At 62.4% G+C, this 24,853-nt stretch carries 19 protein-coding genes and 2 pseudogenes; 14 read left to right on the top strand and 7 right to left on the bottom strand.

The features are described from left to right. Window positions 1–99: 99 nt before the first annotated feature. The 14 genes from rpsA (at window position 100) to HDEN_RS11395 (ending at window position 12,760) form a co-directional block, all read left to right on the top strand. Complete coding sequence (gene rpsA / locus HDEN_RS11460) at window positions 100–1,818, top strand: 30S ribosomal protein S1 (protein ID WP_013216281.1); 1,719 nt, start codon at window positions 100–102, stop codon at window positions 1,816–1,818. A gap of 190 nt (window positions 1,819–2,008) precedes the next feature. Further along, window positions 2,009–2,974: a signal peptide peptidase SppA gene (gene sppA, locus HDEN_RS11455; protein ID WP_013216280.1), complete on the top strand. Its 966-nt coding sequence runs from the start codon at window positions 2,009–2,011 to the stop codon at window positions 2,972–2,974. Between the two features lie 33 nt (window positions 2,975–3,007). Continuing rightward, window positions 3,008–3,307 carry an integration host factor subunit beta gene (ihfB, locus tag HDEN_RS11450; RefSeq protein WP_013216279.1) on the top strand — a complete coding sequence of 100 codons (300 nt, stop codon included), beginning with the start codon at window positions 3,008–3,010 and terminating at the stop codon, window positions 3,305–3,307. A gap of 29 nt (window positions 3,308–3,336) precedes the next feature. Then, a complete protein-coding gene (locus tag HDEN_RS11445; protein WP_013216278.1) occupies window positions 3,337–3,687 on the top strand; it encodes a lipopolysaccharide assembly protein LapA domain-containing protein in 351 nt (116 codons plus the stop codon). Window positions 3,688–3,702: 15 nt separating this feature from the next. Then, entirely contained in the window at window positions 3,703–3,942 is a 240-nt protein-coding gene (locus HDEN_RS11440; RefSeq protein WP_013216277.1) for a hypothetical protein, read from the top strand. A gap of 10 nt (window positions 3,943–3,952) precedes the next feature. Then, a complete protein-coding gene (locus HDEN_RS11435) occupies window positions 3,953–4,603 on the top strand; it encodes a phosphoribosylanthranilate isomerase (protein WP_013216276.1) in 651 nt (216 codons plus the stop codon). Between the two features lie 35 nt (window positions 4,604–4,638). Beyond that, window positions 4,639–5,880, top strand: a complete 1,242-nt coding sequence (trpB, locus tag HDEN_RS11430; RefSeq protein WP_013216275.1) for a tryptophan synthase subunit beta — start codon at window positions 4,639–4,641, stop codon at window positions 5,878–5,880. Beyond that, window positions 5,881–6,711 (top strand): tryptophan synthase subunit alpha, encoded by an 831-nt coding sequence (trpA, locus tag HDEN_RS11425; protein WP_013216274.1) that lies wholly within the window; start codon window positions 5,881–5,883, stop codon window positions 6,709–6,711. Window positions 6,712–6,894: 183 nt separating this feature from the next. After that, window positions 6,895–7,977: an acetyl-CoA carboxylase, carboxyltransferase subunit beta gene (accD, locus tag HDEN_RS11420; protein WP_013216273.1), complete on the top strand. Its 1,083-nt coding sequence runs from the start codon at window positions 6,895–6,897 to the stop codon at window positions 7,975–7,977. 39 nt (window positions 7,978–8,016) lie between these two features. After that, window positions 8,017–9,366: a bifunctional folylpolyglutamate synthase/dihydrofolate synthase gene (locus HDEN_RS11415; RefSeq protein ID WP_013216272.1), complete on the top strand. Its 1,350-nt coding sequence runs from the start codon at window positions 8,017–8,019 to the stop codon at window positions 9,364–9,366. A gap of 215 nt (window positions 9,367–9,581) precedes the next feature. Then, window positions 9,582–11,102: an aldehyde dehydrogenase gene (gene adh, locus HDEN_RS11410; protein ID WP_013216271.1), complete on the top strand. Its 1,521-nt coding sequence runs from the start codon at window positions 9,582–9,584 to the stop codon at window positions 11,100–11,102. A 129-nt stretch (window positions 11,103–11,231) separates the two neighbouring features. Next, window positions 11,232–11,606 carry a DUF779 domain-containing protein gene (locus HDEN_RS11405; protein WP_013216270.1) on the top strand — a complete coding sequence of 125 codons (375 nt, stop codon included), beginning with the start codon at window positions 11,232–11,234 and terminating at the stop codon, window positions 11,604–11,606. Window positions 11,607–11,682: 76 nt separating this feature from the next. Continuing rightward, entirely contained in the window at window positions 11,683–12,111 is a 429-nt protein-coding gene (locus HDEN_RS11400) for a DUF779 domain-containing protein (RefSeq protein ID WP_013216269.1), read from the top strand. Between the two features lie 49 nt (window positions 12,112–12,160). Continuing rightward, window positions 12,161–12,760 carry a cysteine hydrolase family protein gene (locus tag HDEN_RS11395; RefSeq protein ID WP_013216268.1) on the top strand — a complete coding sequence of 200 codons (600 nt, stop codon included), beginning with the start codon at window positions 12,161–12,163 and terminating at the stop codon, window positions 12,758–12,760. An 85-nt stretch (window positions 12,761–12,845) separates the two neighbouring features. On the opposite strand, the gene trxA is transcribed toward HDEN_RS11395, so the two are convergent. From trxA to HDEN_RS11365, 7 genes and pseudogenes are all read right to left on the bottom strand, one after another. Further along, the gene (gene trxA / locus HDEN_RS11390) at window positions 12,846–13,178 is read right to left on the bottom strand and encodes a thioredoxin (protein ID WP_013216267.1); all 333 of its coding nucleotides are present in this window, start codon (window positions 13,176–13,178) and stop codon (window positions 12,846–12,848) included. A 99-nt stretch (window positions 13,179–13,277) separates the two neighbouring features. Then, a complete protein-coding gene (gene addA / locus HDEN_RS11385; protein WP_013216266.1) occupies window positions 13,278–16,868 on the bottom strand; it encodes a double-strand break repair helicase AddA in 3,591 nt (1,196 codons plus the stop codon). Continuing rightward, the gene (gene addB / locus HDEN_RS11380; RefSeq protein WP_013216265.1) at window positions 16,865–19,981 is read right to left on the bottom strand and encodes a double-strand break repair protein AddB; all 3,117 of its coding nucleotides are present in this window, start codon (window positions 19,979–19,981) and stop codon (window positions 16,865–16,867) included. Before addB ends, addA begins: the two co-directional genes overlap by 4 nt. Then, a complete protein-coding gene (locus tag HDEN_RS11375) occupies window positions 19,981–20,736 on the bottom strand; it encodes a nucleotidyltransferase family protein (protein WP_013216264.1) in 756 nt (251 codons plus the stop codon). Before HDEN_RS11375 ends, addB begins: the two co-directional genes overlap by 1 nt. 22 nt (window positions 20,737–20,758) lie before the next feature. Then, window positions 20,759–21,766, bottom strand: a pseudogene (locus HDEN_RS11370) (aminoglycoside phosphotransferase family protein); the annotation flags it as partial. A gap of 192 nt (window positions 21,767–21,958) precedes the next feature. After that, a pseudogene (tsaE, locus tag HDEN_RS18640) lies at window positions 21,959–22,300 on the bottom strand (tRNA (adenosine(37)-N6)-threonylcarbamoyltransferase complex ATPase subunit type 1 TsaE); the annotation flags it as partial. 12 nt (window positions 22,301–22,312) lie between these two features. Next, a complete protein-coding gene (locus tag HDEN_RS11365; protein WP_013216262.1) occupies window positions 22,313–24,823 on the bottom strand; it encodes a sensor histidine kinase in 2,511 nt (836 codons plus the stop codon). Window positions 24,824–24,853: the final 30 nt, after the last annotated feature.

The following is a 24,853-nucleotide window of genomic DNA, read 5'->3' as shown; positions in this document are numbered from 1 at the left end:
CCATCGAACAGGCATCGCGCTCGCGCGGGTCTGCTTATTGGCGTTCCAACTGCAATTCGCAGCCTGCACACGCAGGCAGTTCAACAACCAGGAGAACGAATGTCCGCCGAAGTATCACGTGAGATGAACCCGTCGCGCGAAGATTTTGCCGCGCTGCTCGCCGAGAGCCTTGCCAAGGACGACCTCTTCGAAGGTTCCGTCGTTAAGGGCAAAATCGTCGGCATCGAAAAAGATATGGCGATCATCGACGTTGGCCTGAAGATGGAAGGCCGGGTCGCGATGAAGGAATTCGGGATCGGCGGCAAGCCGGGCGATCTCAAGGTCGGCGATACCGTCGAAGTCTACCTGGAGCGCGTCGAGAATGCGCTCGGTGAGGCTGTGCTGTCGCGCGACAAGGCCCGCCGCGAAGAAAGCTGGACGCGCCTCGAGCGTCTTTATGAAAAGGGCGAGAAGGTCACCGGCGTGATCTTCAACAAGGTCAAGGGCGGCTTCACGGTCGACCTCGACGGCGCCGTTGCGTTCCTTCCCGGTTCGCAGGTCGATATCCGTCCGGTTCGCGATATCGGACCGCTGATGCATCAGCAGCAGCCGTTCCAGATCCTGAAGATGGATCGCCGTCGCGGCAACATCGTCGTCTCGCGCCGTTCGGTTCTCGAAGAGAGCCGCGCCGAGCAGCGCACGGAGATCGTCGCACGTCTCGCCGAAGGCCAGATCATCGACGGCCTCGTCAAGAACATCACCGACTACGGTGCGTTCATCGACCTCGGCGGCATCGACGGCCTGCTGCACGTCACCGACATGGCATGGCGTCGCGTCAATCATCCGTCCGAGATCCTGAACGTCGGCGACACGGTGAAGGTGCAGATCATCCGCATCAACCCGGAAACGCAGCGTATCTCGCTCGGCATGAAGCAGCTGCAGTCGGATCCGTGGTCGTCGATCGAGGCGAAGTATCCGGTCGGCGCGCGCGTCAAGGGTACCGTCACGAACATCGCTGACTACGGCGCGTTCGTTGAGCTGGAGCCGGGCGTCGAAGGCCTGATCCACGTCTCGGAAATGAGCTGGACGAAGAAGAACACGCACCCTGGCAAGATCGTCTCGACGAGCCAGCAGGTCGAGGTTCAGGTTCTCGAGGTCGATCCGCAGAAGCGCCGCATCTCGCTTGGTCTCAAGCAGACGCAGGAAAATCCGTGGGATGGCTTCCTGACCGCGCATCCGAAGGGCTCGATCGTCGAAGGTCCGATCCGCAACATCACCGAATTCGGTCTGTTCATCGGCCTCGACAACGGCATCGACGGCATGGTCCACCTTTCCGACCTCGACTGGCAGAAAGCCGGCGACGAAGTCATCAAGGACTACAAGAAGGGTGACAACGTCAAAGCCATCGTGCTCGACGTCGACGGTGCCAAGGAGCGCATCTCGCTCGGCATCAAGCAGCTTGCTGGCGACCCGGCCGATGCAATGGCGAAGTACAAGAAGGGCGACGCAGTGACCTGCACGGTGACGTCGGTCAGCGAAGCCGGCATCGAAGTGAAGATCGCCGACAGCGAATTGACGTCGTTCGTCAAGCGCGGCGACCTCTCGCGCGATCGCTCCGAGCAGCGCCCCGAGCGCTTCAACGTCGGCGACAAGGTCGATGCGGCCGTTATCTCGGTCGACAAGGCGGCACGCCGGATCGCAGTTTCGGTCAAGGCGCTCGAGCTTGCCGAAGAGAAGCAGGCGGTGGCTCAGTACGGATCGTCGGATTCGGGTGCTTCGCTCGGCGACATCTTCAAGGCCGCCATCAAGAAGCGCGAAGGTGCTGAAGACGGCGAGTGATCGTTGCCTCTTCAACTGAATTACAAGGCGCGCGGCAATCTTTGTCGCGCGCTTAACTTTATCCGAGAGGCTTCGAGGCGTCTCGGTTGCCCGCGGCCTGAACCTTGCCTACCTTTCGCCCCTTAGAGCGCTTCTTTTATATTTTGCCACGAAATGACGCGTCATCCGTTGACGGAAAGGCACTCCCCCAATGCTTGAGACGGAAACAGTTTTGGATCGCCGCAGGCTGCGCCGTTCGGTGTCGCTGTGGCGCGCAGCCGGACTAGCCGCGGTTCTCATTGCCATCGGCGCGCTGACGCTTGGCGGCGACAAACTCGCGACGCTCGCCGGCGAAAAGCAGATCGCGCGCATCACGATCGAAGGCACGATCTCGGAAGACCGCGATCAGCTCAAGATGCTCAAGGACATCGCCGAGGACTCCAGCGTCGCCGGCGTGCTCATGTATGTGAACAGCCCCGGCGGCACGACGACGGGCGGCGAGGCGCTGTACGAAGGCCTGCGCGCGCTCGCGGCAAAGAAGCCGATCGTCGCCCAGTTCGGTACGGTCGCGGCATCGGCCGCCTACATCGCTGGCATCGCCACCGACCACATCGTGGCGCGGGGCAACTCGATCACCGGCTCTGTCGGCGTCATCGTCCAGTGGCCCGAATTCGTGCAGCTCCTCGACAAGGTCGGCGTCAAGGTCAACGAAGTGAAGAGCGGCGTGCTCAAGGCGTCGCCGTCGCCGTTCGAGCCGCTGACTGAAGGCGGCAAGCAGGTTGCGCAGGGCATGGTCAACGACGGCTTCAAATGGTTCGTCGGCCTCGTCGAAACCCGCCGTGGCGTCAAGGCTGCCGACATTCCGGGCCTTCTGGACGGCCGCGTTTTCTCGGGCCGCGAGGCGCTGCAGGCCAAGCTCGTCGACCAGATCGGCGGTGAGGAAGAAGCCGTCAAATGGCTGAAAGACGAGAAAAACGTGCCCCAGAGCGCCAAGCTCGTCGACTGGAAGCCCTCGACCCCCAATAGCTACGGCTTCGCCGGGATGTCGGGCCAAATCGCCGGATTTTTGCTCGGTTCCAGCGCCGGGGACCTGGTAAATTTCCTCAGCCGAGAGCGCTCGTTTTCGACGCTTGGTCTTGACGGTCTTCTTTCTCTTTGGCATCCTTCTGAAAAATAAGGAGAAATGATCGCTGTTGCTGGGGAGCGAGACGTGATCAAATCGGAACTCGTACAAAAAATTGCGACTGCAAATCCGCATCTTTATCATCGCGATGTGGAACGCATCATCAACGTGATCTTCGATGAGATCGTTGATGCGCTGTCGCGAGGAGATCGCGTCGAACTGCGTGGGTTCGGTGCTTTCACGGTGAAGCATCGCGCGTCTCGTCAGGGGCGCAATCCGCGCACGGGAACGACCGTGGCGGTGGCTGAAAAGTTCGTGCCGTTTTTCAAAACCGGCAAAGAGCTTCGCGATCGTCTGAATACGCTCAACGGTCAACACGCCGCGTAAGCTGACGTCGAAGGTAGCGAGGTAGAATTGTGGTCAGGCGTTTATTGGCGCTCTTCGTTGCGTTTCCTCTTGGAGCCATTCTCATCGCGATCGCCGTTTCGAACCGGCAACCGGTCGCGCTGATCCTCGATCCGTTTGTGCCGGAAAATCCCGCGCTTTCGATCGAGCTTCCATTCTATGCTTATCTGCTCGGCGCGCTTGTCGTCGGCGTCATTCTCGGTGGCGTCGCGACGTGGATGGGACAAAGCCGTTGGCGCCAGACGGCCCGCGCGCAAGGTCAGCGCGCACAGCGTTGGCAAGCCGAAGCCGATCGCCTGACGCGCGAGCGCGATACCAGCGCCACCGCAACGACATCCGATCTCGCGATCGCGAGCCGGTGAAGCAGTGAGACTTTCATGACGTTCGATGCATTGACGCTGTTCGGTCTCGTCGCCGTATCGCTGATGCTGCTGTTCTACACCTTCGAGGAGAGCAGCCCATGGTGCATCTTCGGTTTTGCAATCGCCTGTGCGATGGGATCGGTCTACGGCTTCCTGCAGGGCGCGTGGCCGTTCGGACTGGTGGAAGGCGTTTGGACATTCATCGCACTGAAGCGCTGGCAAAAACGTCGCCTGGTTGGCGCGCCCGCCGCGTAACGGCTGACTTATGACGACCGAAGCCAAGATTTGCGGAATCAAGACGCGCGACGCCTTGACGGCGGCCCTCGATGGGCACGCCGATTACGTCGGCTTTGTCTTTTTCGCGCCGAGCCCTCGCCATCTCGATATCGCGACGGCGCGACGCCTCGCGGACCAAGCACGCGGCAAAGCCAAAATCGTTGCACTGACGGTCGACGCGGATGACGCAACGCTCGACGAAATCTCGAACGCAATCGCGCCGGATTTCTTCCAGCTTCACGGCCACGAAACGCCGGAACGCGTCGCCGGCGTGAAAACGAAATTCGGGCGCAAGATCATCAAGGCGATTCCCGTTCGCACGTCGAAAGACGCAGCACGCGCCGAAGCTTATACGAAAGTCGCTGATCTGATCCTTTTCGACGCCAAGGCGCCGTCCGGTGCGACGCGGCCCGGAGGACACGGACAGGTGTTCGATTGGACGCTTCTCGACGCCGTTTCCCGTGATATGCCGTTCATGCTGTCGGGCGGCCTCACGCCCGGCAACATCCAGGAAGCGATGCAGGCGACACATGCGCAAGCTGTCGATGTTTCCTCCGGCGTTGAAACGGCGCCGGGCGTCAAAGACGCGGAGCTGATCCGCCGCTTTCTTCACGCCGTAAAGACGGCTAAGCAGGGCTGACAGGATCAACGCGATTTCGCGGCTTAGGTAGGTTGATGGCGACGACGCAAAAGAAGGCCGAGGAAGCGAAGCTCAACAGCTACGCGACCGGCCCGGACGACAAAGGCTTCTTCGGTATTTTCGGCGGCCGCTTCGTCGCTGAAACCTTGATGCCGCTGATCCTCGATCTCGAGCGCGCCTACGACGCCGCGAAGGCCGACCCCGAGTTTCAGCGCGAAATCGATTTTCTCAATCGCCATTACGGCGGCCGCCCGAGCCCGCTCTATCACGCCGAGCGTTTGAGCGCCGAGCTTGGCGGCGCAAAGATCTATTTCAAGCGCGAAGAGCTGAACCACACGGGCTCGCACAAGATCAACAACTGCCTCGGGCAAATCCTGCTCGCGCGGCGCATGGGCAAGACGCGTATCATTGCCGAGACGGGAGCCGGGCAGCACGGCGTCGCCGTCGCGACCGTCTGCGCCAAGTACGGCATGCCGTGCGAAATCTACATGGGCGCGACCGACGTCGAGCGTCAGGCGCCGAACGTCGCGCGCATGGCGTTGCTCGGCGCGAAGCTCAACCCGGTGACGTCCGGCGCGGGTACGCTCAAGGACGCGATGAACGAAGCCTTGCGCGACTGGGTGACGAACGTCCGCGACACTTATTATCTGATCGGCACCGCAGCCGGCCCGCATCCTTATCCGGCAATGGTTCGCGACTTTCAGGCGATCATCGGCAACGAGGTTCGCGCGCAGATGCTCGAAGCGGAAGGACGCTTGCCGGACACGATCGTTGCGTGCATCGGCGGCGGCTCGAACGCGATCGGAATTTTCCATCCTTTCCTCGACGACAAGGACGTCGCGATTTACGGCGTCGAAGCCGGCGGTCACGGCTTGAACGTCGTGAACGGTCACGCCGCGTCGATGAACGGCGGATCACCGGGCGTTCTGCACGGAAACCGCACCTACCTTTTGCAGGATGGCGACGGGCAGATTCTCGAAGGCCATTCGATTTCGGCCGGACTTGATTACCCGGGCGTCGGACCGGAGCACGCCTGGCTGAAGGATATCGGCCGCGTGACCTACGTTCCCGCAACCGACACGGAAGCACTCGACGCGCTTCGGATTTGCACGCAGCTCGAAGGCATCATTCCGGCGCTGGAGTCGAGCCACGCATTGGCCTACGTGATGAAGCTCGCGCCGACGTTGCCAAAAGACAATCTGCTGGTTGTCAACATTTCGGGCCGTGGCGACAAGGACCTGGCCACCGTCGCCAAACATCTCGGCATGAAGATCTGAATGATGACCCAACCCACTCGCATCGACGCGCGCTTCGCGGCGCTGAAGACAGAGAAGCGCCCGGCTCTGATCACCTTCGTCACGGCGGGCGATCCCGATCTCGAAACGAGCAAGTCCATCCTCGCGGGGCTCGCGAACGCGGGCGCCGATGTCATCGAGCTCGGCATGCCGTTCTCCGATCCGATGGCGGACGGACCGGCGATTCAGGCGTCCTCGCAACGCGCGTTGAAGGCCGGCCAGACGATGGTCAAGACGCTGCAGATGGTGCGCGATTTCCGCGCCAAAGATGATGCGACCCCCATCGTATTGATGGGCTACTACAACCCCATTTACGTTTACGGGAATGAACGCTTCATCGCCGACGCGAAGGCTGCGGGCGTCGATGGCTTGATCGTCGTCGACGTGCCGCCGGAAGCGGACGAGGAGCTTTGCCTGCCCGCGCTGCAGGCCGGTCTGAATTTTATCCGCCTCGCGACCCCGACGACCGACAAGCGCCGCTTGCCCACCGTCCTCCAGAATACGTCCGGTTTTGTGTATTATGTCTCGATTACGGGTATTACCGGCGCAGCGGCCCCTGTCGTAAACGACGTTCAGAAACAGGTCGCCGCGATCAAAAGCGCCACGCCGCTGCCTGTGGTTGTAGGATTTGGCGTCAGATCCGGCGATCAGGCACGCGCCCTGGGACAAACCGCCGATGGCGTCGTCGTTGGCTCGGCGATCGTATCAAGAATCGAAAAATCCCTGGGGGCAAAGGGCGAAGCCACCCCCCGGACGACCGAAGATGTGCTGGAACTGGTGAAAGAGTTAAGCTCAGCCATACGCGGCGGCTAGCACAGCGAGGCGTTTGGCTCTATTGGAAGGCCACCGCTGAGACCCCATTTTTGTGCAGTGCCCTGGCGCAAGCGGAACGTGTGGCGCTAAATTAAAGCTGCCGCCCGGCCGAGAGCTTGCCAACCGCGCTCCGACCAGAAAGGCGCTGAGCACACTGCATCGGACGACGAGGAGCCTACCCACGTGAATTGGATCAACAACGTTGTCCGCCCGAAGATCAGCGGGCTGTTGTCGACAGCAAAGCGTGAAGTGCCGGACAATCTTTGGGTGAAGTGCCCAGAGACGGGAGAGATGGTCTTTTACAAAGACCTCGAAGCCAACCAGTTCGTCGTTCCAGGCTCTAACTATCATATGCGGATGGATTCGCAGCAACGCCTGCGCCATCTGTTCGACGGCGGCGACTATCGCACAGTCGCGATCCCGGCCGTGCAGCAGGACCCGCTGAAATTTCGCGACGGGCGAAAATATACTGATCGTCTGAAAGACGCGAAGGCAACGACGAAGCTCGAAGATGCCGTGCTCGTCGGCGAAGGCCAGCTCGACGGACAGCCGGTCGTATCTGCCGTCCAAGATTTTCGCTTCATGGCTGGTTCGCTCGGCATGGCGGCGGGCGAAGCCCTTATCACGGGCATGCTCCGCGCCGTTGAATTGAAGACACCCTTTATTCTGTTCGCCGCGTCCGGCGGCGCGCGCATGCAGGAAGGCATCCTGTCTCTCATGCAGATGCCGCGCACGACGATCGCAGTTCAACGCCTCAAAGATGCGCGACTGCCCTACATCGTGGTGCTCACCGATCCGACGACCGGCGGCGTAACGGCCTCCTATGCGATGCTCGGCGACATCCACATCGCAGAGCCGGGCGCGCTCATCTGCTTTGCCGGGCCGCGCGTCATTCAGCAGACGATCCGCGAGCAATTGCCCGACGGCTTCCAGCGCGCCGAATACCTGCTTTCCCACGGCATGGTCGACATGGTCGTGCATCGCCACCAGTTGCGCGAAACGCTGTCGCGCGTCTGCAAGCTCTTGATGGGCGGCACGCAGTTAGCGAAAGCCAAGGACACGCACAAGATGAATGGCAAGCCGTACATGAATGGCTCGCCGGTCGACAGCAAAGTGGTCGAGACAGCTGCGCGCGAAAGCGGCGCGGTGGTCGAACCCGAAGCCGTCCCAAACAGCCAACGCTTCGAGCCCGGCAAATCCGACAAGAAGCGCGACGAGCCAGCCTCGTCGCAGCAAACCGCCAAAGACGCGCCGCACGGCGCCTGATCCGGACATCAATCAGCAGAACACGCACGGCAGCCATCCATGACCTCGTCGAAGACCCGTCCGTCGAGCGACGTTCTGCTCGGCGATTTGATGCTTCTCCATCCGAAGCTCATCGATTTGTCGCTTGGCCGTGTCGAGCGCTTGCTCGCCAAGCTTGGCCATCCCGAGAAAAAGCTGCCGCCGGTCGTCCACATCGCCGGCACGAACGGCAAAGGCTCGATCACCGCGTATCTCCGCTCGTTCATGGAAGCCGCTGGCAAACGCGTGCACGTCTATACGTCGCCGCATCTCGTTCGCTTCCATGAGCGCATCGTGCTCGCAGGACCCGACGGCACCGCGCGTGCGATCGACGAAGATTCCCTCGTTGATGTTCTGATGCGCGTGCAGGCCGTCAACGACGGCGAGGACATCACGCAGTTCGAGATTACGACGGCCGCGGCATTCCTCGCGTTCTCCGAAACGCCCGCCGACATCCTGCTGCTCGAAGTCGGTCTCGGCGGCCGCCTCGATGCGACCAACGTGATTTCCGATCCGGCGCTGACGATCATCACGCCCATCTCGATGGATCACGCCGAGAAGCTCGGCCCGACGATCACCAAGATCGCCTTAGAGAAGGCGGGCATTCTGAAGAGCGGCGTCGAGGGCGTCATCTCGCAGCAGTCGAACGAAGTCCTGTCGGTCATCGAAGCGCGCGCACGCGCCGTCGGCGCACAACTGACGATCTTCGGACGCGACTTCGACGCCTATGAGCAGACCGGCCGTCTGGTCGTTCAACGTCACGAGCGACTGCTCGATCTGCCGCTTCCCGCGCTGGTCGGCAGACATCAGATCGGCAATGCTGGAACAGCTGTCGCGGCGGCGCTGGTTCTCGGCGAACGCATTCCGGCGCTGAAGCTCGATGAGAAGGCGATCGAAATCGGGCTCAGAACGGTCGAATGGCCGGCGCGCATGCAGCGGTTGTCGTCTGGTCCGCTGCCTGCCATCCTCGGCGAGGAGGCTGAGTTGTGGCTCGATGGCGGCCACAACCCTGCAGCCGGCGATGTGATTGCCGACACGCTCGCCGCGCTAGACGAGAAATCGCCGAAGCCGGTTTACCTCGTCGTCGGCATGATGGGGCAGAAGGATGCGCTGGGCTTCCTGGCGCCGTTCCGCGGCTTGGTCCGCGCCATCTATACCGTGCCGATCCCCGGCGCCAATGAAGCCCCGCATACGCAAGAAGACCTTGCCGAAACGGCACGCGTCGCGGGAATGCAGGCTACGGATCGCGAAAACGTGATCGACGCCCTCAGTACAATTGCTGCACTGCCGAAAGGACCGAAGCGCGTCCTGATCTGCGGCTCGCTTTATCTTGCGGGCCACGTCCTGTCGCTTCAGCAGCAGTCACAATAGAGTCGCATCGCGAACCGCTTATACGCGCGGGCGCAGCATCTTCTTATCAAATGATGCAGCGCAGTCTTTTTGCGGCACTAATCTGCGTCTGGCGCAAGCGTAGAGCTTCGCCCTACTAATGAACAAGACGGCCGCTATGGCTTGACGAGGCGCGCCTGGGTTATCACTTCGCTCAAGAAGCTGCCCCAAGCACAATCAATCGGAGGAGACCAGCGATGCAGCACGTTGCTATGGATAAGCTCAAAGGCCGCCAGGTCATCAAGGCGCGCTACGACAACTTCATCGGCGGCAAGTGGGTCGCCCCCGTGCGCGGGCAATATTTTACCAACGTCACGCCGATCACCGGTCAGCCCGTTTGCGAAATCGCACGCTCGACGGCGGAAGACATCGAGCTGGCTCTCGATGCGGCTCACAAGGTTCGTGAGTCCTGGGGCAACACCTCGCCCGCAGAGCGCGCTCGTGTCCTCGCGAAGATCGCGACGCGCATGGAAGAGAACCTCGACGTTCTCGCGCTCGTCGAAACGATCGACAACGGCAAGCCGATCCGCGAGACGACGCACGCCGACGTGCCGCTCGCGATCGACCACTTCCGTTATTTCGCAGGCTGCCTCCGCGCGCAGGAAGGTTCGATCTCGGAAATCGATCACGACACCGTCGCGTATCACTTCCATGAACCGCTCGGCGTCGTCGGCCAGATCATCCCCTGGAACTTCCCGCTGCTGATGGCCTGCTGGAAGCTCGCCCCGGCACTCGCCGCCGGCAACTGCGTCGTGCTGAAGCCCGCCGAGCAGACGCCGATGTCGATCATGGTTCTGATGGACATCATCGGCGATCTTCTTCCCGAAGGCGTCCTCAACGTCGTCAACGGCTTCGGCGTCGAAGCCGGCAAGCCGCTCGCACAGAACAAGCGCATCGCCAAGATCGCCTTCACCGGCGAAACGACGACCGGCCGCTTGATCATGCAGTACGCGTCCGAAAACATCATTCCGTGCACGCTCGAACTTGGCGGCAAGTCGCCGAACATCTTCTTCGCGGACGTGATGGACGCGGACGACGAATACTTCGACAAGTGCCTCGAAGGCTTCACGATGTTCGCCCTCAACCAAGGCGAAGTCTGCACCTGCCCCAGCCGCGCGCTCGTCCAGCGTTCGATCTATGAGAAATTCATGGAGCGGGCTCTGCAGCGCGTCGTGAAGATCAAGCAGGGTCATCCGATGGATGCCACCACGATGATCGGCGCCCAGGCTTCGAACGACCAGCTCGAAAAGATCTTGAGCTACGTCGAAATCGGCAAGGGCGAAGGTGCTCGCGTTCTGACGGGTGGCAAGCGTGCCGACCTCGGCGGCGAACTATCGTCCGGCTACTACGTCCAGCCGACGGTTCTCGAAGGCCACAACAAGATGCGCGTCTTCCAGGAGGAAATCTTCGGACCGGTTCTCGCGGTCACGACCTTCGAAGACGATGCGGAAGCGCTCGCGATCGCCAACGACACGCTCTACGGCCTGGGTTCGGGCGTGTGGACGCGTAACGGCACGCGCGCCTATCGCATGGGTCGCGCCATCCAGGCCGGCCGCGTGTGGACGAACTGCTATCACGCCTATCCGGCGCACGCCGCGTTCGGTGGCTACAAGATGTCGGGCATCGGCCGTGAAACGCACAAGATGATGCTCGATCATTATCAGCAGACGAAGAACCTGCTCGTCAGCTACAGCCCGAAGGCGCTCGGCTTCTTCTAAGGCTTTAGCACGCGGGAGTTTTGGCGGGGCGCGTTCGGTCAACGGATGCGCCCCGCTTTCGTTTCGGTTTCAGGAATTGAGCCGTTAGTATCCGTCAGCTCTGCGAGCCCTTCGGAACACGAGGCGCGAATGTCGCCAGTTCAGATCTCCGCAACTCCCGAGGCATGCGCCGCCTTGCGTCGCGTCGCGACCGAGCATGGTCCGCTGATGTTTCACACTAGCGGCGGCCGCGTTGGCGGGCGGCAATATCCGATCTGCCTGCCAGCTGAAGCCTTGCGTCTCGGCGCGCGCGATCATCTGCTCGGAGAAGTCGAAGGCGTTCCGGTCTACGAAATGGAAGACCGGGACGGCAGCGTCGCATGCCGCGCCGATTCCTACGTTCTGGACGTCGCCGCTGGGCCGGCGATCGGATTTTCGATCGGAGCGGCGCCGGGCCGGCGCTTTACCCTGACGCCGGTTGCAGAAAGTGCCTGCACCGATCATATCAAGAGAGAAAAATCGTGAAGTTGCTCGATATCGCGGATCGAAATCTATCGTTTGCCCGGACATTCGCGATGCAAGGCATCCTTGGAGGAAACGCATGTCCGTTGTAACCCCGGAAAAGTCCGCGACGACGGCGACGCGAGTCTCGTGCACTCAGCCGTCGCAAGATCTGATCAAGAAGCTCGAAGGGCTTCACGGACCGTTGCTGTTCCATCAGTCGGGCGGCTGCTGCGACGGCAGCTCGCCGATGTGCTATCCGCGCAAGGAATTCAAGGTCGGCGCGCAGGACGTTTACATGGGAGAGATCGGCGGTCAGCCGTTCTACATGGGCCGGTCGCAGTTCGAATACTGGCAGCACACGCATCTGATCATCGACGTCGTTCCGGGACGCGGTTCCGGATTTTCCGTCGAGTCTCCCGAAGGCGTTCGTTTTCTGACGCGGTCGCGCGTATTTACCGACGCAGAAAACGACGAACTTGATGCACAGGGCCCGCCGCCGACAGGCGCAGAGCATCCGCCGGTCTGATTGGCGGCCAGAAATTTATTGAGAAAACACATAACTAGGGAAGTAACGCATGACTGCTTCAAAGACCCTTCGCGACATCACGGGCATGGGCAATACGCCGACGACCGTTGGAAAATCCGCCCTCGTGCTGATCGATTGCCAGAACACGTATCGCGAAGGAATTATGCAGCTTGAGGGCGTCGAACCCGCACTGGTCCAATGCGAGAAGCTCCTTGCGCGCTATCGCGATGCGGGCCGGCCCGTCATTCACATTCAGCACGACGCCGGCGCTGGCACGCCCTACGACGTCAAAGATCGCATCGGCGCCATTGCCGACCCTGTGAAGCCGCGCGACGGCGAGCCGGTCATCGTCAAGAATTATCCGAGCTCATTCGAGAAAACGAACCTCGACGAGCTTCTCAAGGGATATGGAGTTGAGGACGTTGCGCTCGTCGGCTTCATGACGCACGTCTGCGTCAACTCGACGGCGCGCGCCGCCTTCAACCACGGCTATCGCCCGACGGTCGTCGGCAACGCCACGGCGACGCGCTCTCTGCCGAGCCCGACCGGTGGCGTCACATCAGCCAAGGACTTGCACGAAGCAAGCCTGACGGCGCTGCACGACATCTTCGCCGTCGTCGTGCCGAGCGCGGACGACATCTCGAACTAGCTCCGACACGTTCGGAAGCTTCCCCAAAAATGGAAAGGCCCCGCATCTGCGGGGCCTTTGTCGTTCTGCGGAACGTCGCGTGGACTTATACGGACGCTGCGACGCTGGAATTGATCCAGTCTTCGAGCTTCTTCTTCTGGACGATCGCGCCGGTGTGCTGCGCGGCGACCTTGCCGGCCTTGAAGATCAGCAGCGTCGGCATGGCGCGAATGCCATAGGTGCCGGTCACGCGCGGATTCTCGTCGACGTCGACTTTGACGACCTTGATCTTGCCGGTCATCTCCTTGGCAACCTGATCCAGTGCTGGAGCCATGGCCTTGCAGGGTCCACACCACGTGGCGTGGAAGTCAACGAGCACCGGCTCGTTGGACTTTAAGACTTCGTCGTCGAAGCTTGCGTCTGTTACTGCGTTAGCCATTGTTTATTCTCCATTTCGGGCCGGGGGTTGGGGGAAGCCGGACCCGCTTAGTAGCGCTCGCGCGTACCCTTAAAACTGATCCCAGAGGTAGGTATTTCGTCAGGAAGCGTCAAGACTCTGGACATCGAGGTCCCAAAGCCGTGATTGGTAACCGTCGAGCACATCGGCGGGAACTTCCATGAGGCGCGGCCCATCCGTCCAGAGTAGCGCCGCCTTGACGCGGCGGCCCGGATAAATCTCCCCTAGCGCCAGCCTGTAGGCCGCTAGCTGGTAGAGATAGGCGGGCGCGACAAATCGGACTTCCGAGGGTGGCGGCCGGTTGGTTTTGTAGTCGACGATCAAGACCTCATCGTCGGTCACGGCCAGCCTGTCGATCTGGCCCGAGAGGTCCAGCGCCGGTCCCGAGCCGCTAGGGCGCGGAATGACGGCCGCGATCGGAACCTCGGCCATGCTGTTGGGGCCGAACAGGGGCGCGAAATCCGCCGACGACAGGATAGCCAGCGTCTCGCGGACGATGCCGTCGCGCGCCTTTCGCGACAGTACGGCGCCGCGTTTGGCGACGAACGCGGTTGCGATTGCCTCGCGGCCGCTCGCTGCCACGGACGGAAGATGCTGCAACAGTGCATGCGTCAGCGTCCCGCGCAGGAAGCGATGCTCGCTGTTTCCAGCCAGCGGCGACGGCGCATCGTACGTGGCGGCGGCATCGGCTTTGGCAGACATGATCGGCTCGCCTTCCGCATCAGGAGCGTAGGGCTCAAGACGCGACGGTGCGAGTGGCACCGACAGCTTTGGTTCCGGCCGCGCACGTTCCGACGCGAAGGCAGGCCTCTCCTCGCTTTCGAGCTGACGCGTTTTCTCGCCGCGCGATTGGTCGAGTTCGGCGGTCTGCGCCGTTTCGATGCGCCACACCTTTTTACCGTTGTCGTCGATCTCTTCCGCGACAGGGAGGAGCGCTTCCGAAATCGCATCGTACCAGCAGGACTCGGCGCGGCCTTTCTTGCCTTCGAAACCCGCGATGTAGAGCCGGTCGCGCGCACGCGTCATGGCCACGTACAGCAGACGATTTCGCTCCTCGTGCTCGCGTGCTTCCCGTCCGCGCCGCGCGATGGTGACGGCCTCAAGCCGCGACGTGCCTTTGACCGTCCATACGATCGGCTCAGGAATGTGGTCGGGCCGCGGAAGGCCGGACAGCCGGACGAGGCTCGCAGCCGAGAGGTCTCCGGACGCCGTCGTACATGTGTCGGGAAGGAACACGATCGGAGCTTCGAGACCTTTCGCTCCGTGCACCGTCATGACGCGAACTTCGTCGCGGCCATGATCCATGTCGCGCTTCACTTCCGGCGCGATGGCGCGCAACTCGGCGAGAAACTGCGTGAGGGACGGCGGCGTGCCGTCATCGTAGCTCAACGCAAGATCGAGAAACTCGTCGATCACATCGGCGGCTTCCGGCCCGAGGCGGCGCAGCATTTTCTCGCGCGCCCCGTCGCGATCGAGCACGCTCGAGAAGAATTCGAACGGCGGCGTGAAGTCGGCCTTGGCGCGCCATCGCTTCAAGGTCTCCGCTGCGTCCCTGTACTCGGGTTTGACCCCGGTGCTGTCGAGCAGGGCCGACCAAAGCGTCTTGCTTTTGCGTCCCGGCGCAATCGCCAGCAGATCATCGTCATCGAAACCAAAGATCGGACCTTTCAGGACGGCCGCGAGCGCCAGATCGTCTTCGGGCAGGATGAGGAAATCTCCGAGCGCCATGAGATCCTGCACGGCGATCTGATCGGTCAGCGCGATGCGATCCGATCCCGCCACTGCGATGCCGCGCCGCTTCAAGGCTGCAACCATCGGCACGGCGAACGGATTGCGCTTGCGCACCAGGATCAGAATATCGCCTGCACGGATTTCGCGTCCCTGCGACTCCAGCCGCTCGCCGCGATCGAGCCAGCCTTTGATCGTGTCCGCGATGCGTTCGGCAAGCCGGTTTGCGGGCGAGTGCTCGCTCGTGTCCGACAGCGGCGCCCACGGATCGGCGGCATTGAGGTCGTCGGGCTTTTCAGTCGGCCACATTTCGACGAGACCCGCATGGCCAAGCCGAATGGCGTTGTGCTTCGGCGGTGGTCCACCGGCCGTCAATCCTGGAGTCTTCGCGGCGTCGGCGAACACCGCATCGACGGCCGCCAGAACCGGCGTCACCGTGCGGAACGACATCGTGAGTTCGATCGACTTCCAGATGAGCCCGGCATCGCGCGCAAGAGCCGCGAACCGGATGCCCGCGTCGGCGAACATTTTCGGGTCGGCGCCCTGGAAGGAATAGATCGACTGCTTTTCGTCACCGACGGCGAAGACAGTACGAGGCGAACCGTCGCGCGTGGCCGCTCCCATAAAGAATTCGTGCGCCAGCGCTTTGACGATGTCCCATTGCTCCGGGCTGGTGTCCTGCGCTTCGTCGACGAGGATGTGGTCGAGACCGCCGTCGAGCTTGAAGAGCACCCATTGCGCTTGCCCGCCGTCGCCTTCGAGCAGCGATTTTGTCTTCAGGATGAGATCGGCGAAGTCGAGCGCCCCTGCGCTGCGGCGCGCTTCCGTGTAGCGGTGCAGGATGATACCGGCAACGACGTAGAGCGCCATCGAGGATTCGACGAGCGACAGAGCTTTCAGTTCTTTAGAAAGCGCGAAGAGACGCTGCTGCGCGGCAAGACAGCGATCGTTGAGGCCGGGTTTCGACGACGCAAGCGCCTTCGTCATCAGCGTTTTGCGCGGCTCGCCGGTCGCGGTGAGAAAGTATCCGGAAAGCGCTTCGAAGCGGCGCGGCGCATCCGTCAGCCCGGCAGCCGATTGCAGAGTCGGCACATGACCGGTATCACTCGCCTTGCCGGTCGCAAGGTGCTCGGTCAGCTCCCGCAGATCGCTTTCGGAAAGAACGTACGCGCATTCCTCGTGCAGCTCTCGAACTGCAATTGCTGCGCGAACGCCGAGACTCTGACGCAGATGCCTTTCGATCTCCGCGACGTCGGCGAGCGTCGCCCCAGCTTTGGCCTCGCGCCGGTTCGCGACGTCCAGCCAACGCCGTTCCTCGACGGCATTGCTGATCAGCTTGTCGAACTGCGTATCCGTCGCATAACGCACGATCACGTCGAGCGCACGTCCGAGCGGCGTCTCAGGCTCGGACGTGGCGTCGAGCAGTGTCTGCTCGATGGCGCGCGCCTTTAGATCGCCGGCGGCGGCGTCATCGAGAATTTTGAAGTCGGGCGGCACGCCCGCTTCGAGCGGAAACCTTTGCAGCAAACGTTCGGCGAATGCGTGGATCGTCTGAACCTTGAGGCCGCCCGGCGTTTCGATCGCGTTGGCGAAAAGCCGCCGCGCCAGTTGCAGCGTTTCGACAGACACGTCGCCGCCGGTCACTTTGCGAATGTCTTTTTCCAACTCTTTTTCGTCGGCCGTGACCCATCCGGCCAGACGATCGAAAACGCGGCGCGACATCTCCGCTGCGGCGGCTTTCGTATAGGTGAGGCAGAGAATTTTTTCGGGCGACGTTCCGGCGAGGAGCAAGCGCAGAACGCGCAACGTCAGCACGTGCGTCTTGCCCGTCCCCGCGTTGGCCCTGACCCACGCTGAGGCGAGCGGATCGGCGGCGTTGCCCTGGTGGAGGTCGGTCTCTGCGCGCAGCGCATCGAGAGAAAGACGTTTGGTTTCGAGGTTCATTGTGCCGCCTCCTCGTCGACATGGGCGGACCATTCGGCGACGCGTGCCAATTGCGCGTAGGCATCATAGTCGTAGCTGTAACTCGGGCGGCGAAGCGCGCGATAAGGCGTCGCCGGATCATCGAATTCGGCAATCAAACGTTCGAGACCTTGGCGCGCTTGCGCCGCGAGCGTTCCGATATCGTTCGACTTGATTGCGCGTTCTTCGCCCGCCGGTTCACCACCCGACGCGCGAATGTAGCGAAGCGCCTCGACCGTGCGTCCCGCGAGATTGGGAAATCCTGTTTCCCCAAGCGCGATCGCGGCTTCGAGCGGCAACTGCGGCGAGCGTCCGTTCTCGACCCACTCCTGCTTCGGGATGGCGCCGGTCTTGTAATCGGTGATGATGACGGCCGAGCCCGTGTCGTCGATCCGGTCGGCGCGCGCCGTGAGCGTGAAGGGATCCGGCGTCGGCGCAAGCACGAGGGCTCCGGAGATTTCGGCTATGACGCTGCGAACGCCCTCGCGGCGTTTCTCTTCGCCCTCTGCGAACCACGAGAGAAAGCGTTTGAGCCGCGGCATCCAGAATGCCGCGATGCGCGCGTTGCCCGTGTAGGTTTGAAGTACGTCCGCCGCGATCTTTTCAAGTTCTGCGAGCGGATCGTCCGGCAGGCGATCCGGAAACGCGTTGGCAAAGCGCGAAAGAACGTCGTGAACGAGCGCGCCGCGCAGGCTCGCGTCCGGAGACGCGCCGAGCGGCGGCAACGGCTCGAGCTTCAGGATATGGCGCGCATACGTCGCGTAAGGATTTGCGATCCAGCGTTCGATGTCGGTAACGCTCATGCGGCGCGGCCTGAGCGCCAGCGCAGGACGCGGTTCCGGCGGCTTGATGGCGATGCGCTTGCCCACGATCCGGTCGCGCGCGCGCGCCCAAGCAAGCCAGGGCTTGTCTGCGACGAGCACGCTCTCGAGCTTCATGCCCTTGAGCAGCGCGCGCATGCGCATCAGCCAGCGCGACGGCACGGTCGGCACGCCATCGACCTTTTCGGCGCGCGTCAGGTAGATCGTTTTCGCTCCGAGCAGCGAGGTGAAGTCGTGCGCGGCGCGGCCGATCTCTTCTTCCGGAGACGGCAATCCGAGATCGCGCCGCATCGGACGATTGAGCCACGCACCCGGCTCCGCGGCTTCCGGCCAGGTTCCCTCGTTGAGCGAACCGAGCACGAGAACATCCGGCTGCTGCAGACGCGCTTCGAACGGTCCCCAGATGGAGATGCGCGGATGAACCGCTGTGCGTTCGCGCACGTTCTCGCGGGCCAGCAACGTCGCGTAGAGATCGGCGTAGTCGGCCGCGGAAATGGCGACCGCTGGCGTTGCGTCGTCCAACAGCTTCGCAAAAAAGCGCGACGCCGTATCTCCGGACTCGCCTTGCCAGAGCGGATTGGCGGATGCCTCGGCCGCCGCATCGTCGTCCGGCAGCTGTGCAAGCGCTTCTGCGGCTTCGGCATGAGCGCGAGCGAATTCCGCCAACGTCTGATCGCCGTTCGCCGCATATAGGTCCGCCAACGGCTGAAACGCAGCAGCCAAACGGGCGACAAGCTCACGCGCGCCGTCGCAGTCCTCGGACCAGAGCCTGCGCGCGGCCGGGTGCATGCGTTTCTTTTCCGCGCGATCGCGTTCGGCGGTTTCGAGCGCCGCCCGGATGCCGTCGAGCCCGTGCCCGAGGTACGACGTCCGGAACGCGCTGATCTCCAGCGCCCGCGCATATTTGCGGATGTCGAATGCGTTGAATTTCAGCCGGCACAACGGATGCCGGAGCAGGGCCATCGTTTCCGCCGGAGCAAACTCGCTGACCATCGCGCCGATGACGAGCGCCAGGAAAGCTCCGGGCACCGTTTTCGCGAATGGCCGTCCGGCGCTGTCGTCAACGCGGATGCCCCACGCTTCGAGCCGGATCGCGACACGCCGGGCGAGAAGACGATCGGGAGAAACGAGGGCGGCAGTCTGGCCCGGTGTCTCGATGGCTTCCCGCAAAATCAGCGCAACGGTTTCAGCTTCATCCTGAGCCGACGGCGCTTCGATCAGCGATATCCCGGCAAGGGCCTTCTCAAGTTCGCCTTTGTCAGCCGTCGTCGCATAGCGATGCCATTGATCGGTCGAAGACGACGGACGCATGGATTCGCTGACGAAGGCCGAGCGCGTGCGGTCAACATCGCCGGCCTCAAATCCCGGCAGCGTGAGCACCGCGCCACGTTCGACGTTGAGCCCGTCCAATAATTTCTTCAAGCCGAATTGCGGATGCTCGGGATGGCCAGAAACGATCGCGCTCCAGCTGGCATCGTCCAGCGATTGATCGAGCGCCGGAAGCACGATGGCTCCGGACGGACGAGCGGCCACCGCGCGCATCAATTCAACGGTCGCGGGTATGGACCCCGTAATGCCGGCGACGATCACGATTTCGTCCGGCGCGAGCTTCGCGATGCGCTCGGCCTCGGCGAGGATCAGCGCATTGCGGCGTGCTTCGGGCGAGGTCATGCCGCTGGCTTCGAGATGCGCGGGCCAGAACTCGGTCACGATCTTGAGAAAGTCGACGGTCTTCTGCCAGTGCTCGGCATAGGTTTCCGGAACCAGATTTTGAATGTCTGAGAGCGAGACGTTCTCACGCTCGATGTCGTCCATGAGCTTGCCGAGTTCGGCCGCGAGACGCGCGGACTGGGCTGGCGTCGAGCCAGAACTTCTGTCGGCGTCCGATTGCGCCATCGTTGCGCGCCAATGGCTGATCAGCTGCATCAGGACCAGCGTTCGGTCGAGCGGATCGATTGCGGGAGGTTGATCGAGCGCCGAAGCACTCGACAGACCATCGCCTGCGAGAGACGAGATCAGCGAACGATCGTCATCGCCTTCCGAGATCGGCCGGATGCGCGGCATGATGATCGCAGGCGTGTTCGCGACGGACAGAAACGCGTCGCGTGCAGTGCGGGCGGCGCGCCGCGTCGGCAGAAGCAGCGTGATGTTCGGCAGCTTGAGCAGATCGGGTGCGGCGCCGCCCGGAGCAGGAAGGTCGCCGTTCAGGATCGCGCGTGCGACGGCCTTGAGGAACGGCACGCCGGGAGGCAGCGTGAAAATGTTCGCAGCCATCAGTCTTCTCCCGGAAGCGTCGAGCCGGCCGTCATCGAATTCGCGATCGCGTTTTCTGCTTCGGCGATTGCGGACGGCGTTCCGACGTGCATCCAAATCCCTTCGAGCCGCACGCCGAACAGGCGGCCTTTCTCGATGGCGGCATTCCAGGGCCGGTTGAGCGAGAATGCGCCCTTCGGCGCGCCGTCGAAAAGCCTCGGATGCGCAATCGAGACGCCCGCGAAGACGAACGGCGCGAGACGCGCGCCGGTCTGCCGCGTCAGTCGTCCGGAAGCGTCCATCTGGAAATCGCCAGCGCCGTCGTAACCGACGCTCGTTGCGATGGGCGCGACCAGCATCAGGCTGTCCATCGTCGCGTCGTCCCAGGCGTCGATCAGACGGTCGAGATTGGACCCCATGCCCTCGACCCAGATCGAGTCAGAGTTGTGAATGAGGAACGGTGCGTTGCCCAACTTCGGAAGCGCCTTTGCGACGCCGCCTCCGGTATCGAGCAATTCGCCGCGTTCGTCGGAGATGGTGATCTTGGGAGACTTGCGATCGCGGAGATGGTCCTCGATCTGATCGGCGAGGTAATGGACGTTGACGATCGCGTCCGTGATGTGCGCGTCGGCCAAACGGTCGAGCACCTGATCGATCAGCGGCGTTCCGGCAACCGGGACGAGCGGCTTCGGCCGTGTCTCCGTCAAGGGCCGCATCCTCTCGCCTTTTCCGGCGGCGAGCACAAAGGCGCTGGTCGGGCGCTTCGTGGAGGTCATCGGCGAGTTCTCCGGAATTCGGTTAAATCGTCAGCGGTTGCGCCCTGAGCTTCGGAGGCAGGTTCCGGTCATACCACGCCGAAAGTGTCAGCAACCCCTCATGCCGGAGATCGCGCTCGAGATACCCCCAGATCCTTGGCAGATGCGCGAGGTATTGCCGCTTGCCGTCACGCATCGCAAGGCGTGCGAAAATGCCAAGGATTTTCGTGTTCCGCTGCGCGCCGAGGGCCGCATAGGCGAAACGGAATTCCTGCGAATCGAAAGCGGCGTCGCGTTTCGTCATCGCCTTGAGGTAATGCTCGAGCAGGTCCCGCTCGATGGCCTCGGAAACATCGATTCGCGCGTCCTGCAGCAGCGAGACGAGGTCGTAAGCCGCCGGCCCGCGCATCGCGTCCTGGAAGTCGATGATTCCAACATCGCGCGGGGGTGCGCGGTCATCGAGCGCGATCAGGTTCGGCGAATGATAATCGCGCAGTAGCCATGAACGCGGCTGTTGCAAGACGCGTTTGAAAATGCGCCGCCACTCGGCGGTGAATTCATCTCGTGCGGCTTGAGGTGCCGGGCTTCCGTGCAACGCGGGCCAATACCAATCGAGCAACAACTGCGTTTCGATATCGAGCACGGCTTCATCGGCGTCGGGCAGCGTGAAGCTGGAGCCATCTGACAGGCGAATGTGTTGCGGAGGCGGAACGGCCTGCAAAGCCAGCAGCGCATCCGTTGCGCGCAGGCACAGAGCTTTCTGGTCCGCGCCACGCTGCACTTCCGTACCGAAAACCTTGTCGCCGAAATCCTCGACGATCAGCAGACCTTGCGCGAAATCTTCCGCGAGGATCTCAGGCGTCGAAACACCGACTTCGCGCAACGCATTGGCGATGGCGACGAACGCCGTCACATCTTCCGCGAGGTGCGCGATGGCGCTGTAGGGCTTACCATCGCGGATCGGCGGACCGTCGGGACGGCGAGGGGAATCGACGAGAAGCGCGCGCGCGCCATCGGCCTTGGTGAGGCGCGCATAGCGCCGGGGCGAAGCATCGCCCTGCAAGTAGACGAGGCGCGTTTCCGGTCCGCCCCATCCCGAGGCTTCGACGAACGCGCGGATCGCGGCGAGCCGCTGCAGCCGTTCGATGAGTGAAGCTGCCGACGTGATGGTAATCGTTCGCAGAGTTTCGCTGTCGCCTTCTTCGAGCAGCATCGCGACGTGATCTTCAGGGATGCGATCGCCGCCGCGCGACGGCCATTCGATAACCGCAACGCCTCGGGTCAACGCGGACTCGAGTCCAAGCTCGTCGATTTCTTCCGGATCGGTGAGGCGGTAGAGATCGAAATGCGCGACCTCGAAACGTGGTGTCTCGTAGCTTTGCGTCAACGTGAAGGTCGGGCTCGGAACGTCGAGCGAGGGATCGCCGGACAACGCCCGGATCAAAGCGCGTGCGAACGTGGATTTGCCCGCGCCGAGGTCGCCTTCGAGACACAGCGTATCGCCGGGCTGCAGAAAAAAAGCGATCTCGTCGGCGAGGCGGACGACATCGTTCTCGGACAGATCGCGAAACTGAAATGAACTCATCGGACCTTGAACTTAAGCTGCGCGCCCGCCGCCTGCCAGCCACTCCGGAACGTCGCCGGCCGGAGTGACCGGATGTTCCGGAAGCCGCACCGTCACGCGCGTGCCGCGGTTTTCCTCGGAGAAGACTTCTATCGTGCCGCCGTGCAATTCCACCAGGCTTTTGACGATAGAAAGGCCGAGACCTGCGCCGCGATGATCGGAGCCGTGGCTTTGACTTTCGAAGCGGTCGAAAATGCGGCCGATCCGGTCCTTCGGGATGCCGACGCCGTCATCTTCGACCCGGAAGATGATGGTGCCGTTCTCGCTCCAGCAGGCGAGCCGAACCGTGCCGTTAACCTTCGAGAAGCCGACCGCATTCGAGAGCAGATTGTACAGCACCTGCCGCATGCGGGCTTCATCGGCGACGAATTCGTTCACTTCATCTGCGACGGCGATCTCGATGGTGAGGCGGTTGCGAACGGCGCGTTCGCGGATGCCGAGGATGGCGGCGTCGATCAGCGCGCGCACGCCGACGGGCGTCGGCTTCAGCTGCATCGCCCCGGCGTCGATGGTCGCGAGATCGAGGATGTCGTTGATGATGGCGAGCAGCGTCTTCGACGACGACATGATGTCGGCGAGATATTCGCGCTGCTTGGCGTTGAGATCGCCGAAGAGCGGGCTCGCCAGCATTTCGGAGAATCCAATGATGCTGTTGAGCGGCGTCCGAAGTTCGTAAGAGATGTGGCCGATGAAATTCGTCTTGAGGCGGTCGGCGGCGACGAGAGCTTCGTTGCGTTCGACGAGGGCGCGTTCGGCCCGCTTGGCGTCGGTCACGTCGGCGAACGTCATGAGCGTCGCGCCATCGGGGAGCGGCATCAAGGCGTAATCGACCACGACACCGTCATCGCGCGTCATCTGCCCCGAGAACGTCTCACGCTCGTCGAGAAACGCAGTGACCGCGTGACCGATGCGCCGCCAGGTATCGTTATTGGGATGAAGCGTCTGCGCGGCGGCGATGACTTCGCCGACGTGCGGCAGCTCGGCGAGACGCTTCTGCTGCATGTGCCAGATGTTGCAGAAGGCTTTGTTGAACAGCTTCAAGCGGCCGTTGGTGCCGAACACCGCAACGCCTTCCTTGAGGCTGTTGAGTGTTTCGCGCTGCACATCGATCAGAGCGTTATAACGGCTTTCGAGCGACAGGCGTTCGGTTTCGTCCGCGAACAGGAACGTAACGCCGCCGTCCGGGCGCTGCTCGGCCATGACGTGAAGAATGCGGCCGTCCGTCAAATTCCAGGTGTCGTCGAACGGCGTTCCCGTCTGATAGCAGGCGAGGACCTGCGCCTTCCAGTCGCGATGATTGACGACCGGTTCGAGCACGCCGATCTCGCGCAGCCGGTCGAGAATGACGTTGTCGCTCGGATTGGACGCGAGCCAGTCCGTATCGAGCGACCAGAGCTTTGCGAAAGCGGCGTTATAGAACGCCAGCTTGTGGTCTGGACTGAAAATCGCGACGGCAGTCTCGACGCGATCGAGCGTGCGATCATAAGCCGAGCTTTGCCGCTCCAATTCGCCTTGCGCGCTTTCGATGTCCGTCACGTCGACGGCGGCGCCCGCAGTCATGCCATCGACGGGAAGCACGACGACCTCGTGCGCCTTGCGTTCGCCGCCCGACACGAGATGAATGCGCGATCGGTACGTCTGTCCAGCCGCAAGCGCGCGTGACACCGATTTCCGCTGCCGGCCTTCCAATAATTCGATCTGATGTTCGAGGACTTCGATTTCGCTTTTGGCATCGACGGCCTGAACGTAGGCGGCATTCACCCAGATCAGGCGGTTATCGACCCCGCGCAGCCAGACAGGCATCGGCAAGGTGTTGAGAAGCGCGCGGCTCGATCGGATATCGCGCGCAAGCGTTGCGTGCTGATCTTCGATGCGGGCGATCTCGAGCTTGTAGCCGGAGACCTCCTTGAGCCGTAGCACCGCGCGGCCGCCCGCCGCCCGTCCTTCGGCCTCGATGATGCCGCCTGCGATCGTCTTCAGAATGATGCTGAATGAGCGGCCGTTGACGAAGAGCTTGTCGAGCGCGGCTTTGAGCGAATGCGCCGACGTGCTTTCGAGCCACTGCCCGAACCGCAGGATCTCCGCATGATGCTCCGGCAACCCGGGAACGCTCGCGAGCGTATGCGAAACGATGCGGACCGCCTGTCCTTGCTCCCAGAACACCAGCACTTGCGGTTCGGCGCGGATGATCGCATCGGCGGCGGCAAGATTTCGCCGCAGGTGCACGCTTTCGGACTTCGCCGCCCGTGCTTCCCGCCGCGCCATGCTGCCCATGCGCCAGATGACGGCGATGGCCGCAAGCGCGCCGACCGCGACAGTCAGAAACAGCCACGTGTGACGGAAATCGAAGTCGACCGAGCCGATGCCATGGCCGTTCACGAAACCCGCCAGCATCGTCGCGACGCAGGCCATCGCAGCGATGAGCAACAGCGCCAGCTGCAGTCGCGTGGTCAGCTTCGGGTCTTGAGGATATGAAAGGCGCATCCGTCCCACTGCAGCCGCATAGGCGCCCGC

It is taken from the genome of Hyphomicrobium denitrificans ATCC 51888 (assembly GCF_000143145.1).
Lineage (GTDB): Bacteria > Pseudomonadota > Alphaproteobacteria > Rhizobiales > Hyphomicrobiaceae > Hyphomicrobium_B > Hyphomicrobium_B denitrificans.
This window is presented reverse-complemented; position numbering and strand designations above follow the sequence as displayed.